Origin of the sequence: Gluconobacter sp. P1D12_c, from assembly GCF_018812105.1 — a bacterium.
GTDB classification, from domain to species: domain Bacteria; phylum Pseudomonadota; class Alphaproteobacteria; order Acetobacterales; family Acetobacteraceae; genus Gluconobacter; species Gluconobacter oxydans_A.
Genome location: NZ_JACSIQ010000671.1, coordinates 1 through 398 on the forward strand (window position 1 = coordinate 1; position 398 = coordinate 398).

The 398-nt window shown below is 36.7% G+C and carries 1 protein-coding gene; it reads left to right on the top strand.

Translation table 11 applies throughout. From position 1 onward, the window contains the following. A partial coding sequence (locus KP705_RS18670; RefSeq protein ID WP_215765391.1) for a hypothetical protein occupies positions 1-398 on the top strand: 398 nt, incomplete at both ends.

A 398-nucleotide genomic window follows, 5' to 3' on the forward strand; every position in this document is an offset into this window, starting at 1 on the left:
TACAGAGGCTTGAAAATCTGTTCAATATAAAGGCTGTGCGATTGAAGGCACGTTATGAGACCAAGGCTATTCGTTATATGTTTGGGAATGGGGTCGAGGTTTATTGCGGTTGGGAAAAGCCTTACGATATCATGACTTGTTTGCATGACAATTATATTGACCATTCTTTTCCTGTGAAGGATGTGAAAAGTTATAGAGATTATTTGCGTTGTCTTCCTTCGCATTCTTCTTTGTTTTTGGATTACATAGAAAGCAGGGGATATGGTTTTTTAAGATTCAACGAATATTTGAACGATGACGAGGATGATTTTTGTTACGAGTGTGTTTTTGTTAATGACAATAAAGATGAGATACGCCTTTGGGTTAAAGATTTAGAAGAATGTGACAAGGATGGTTTG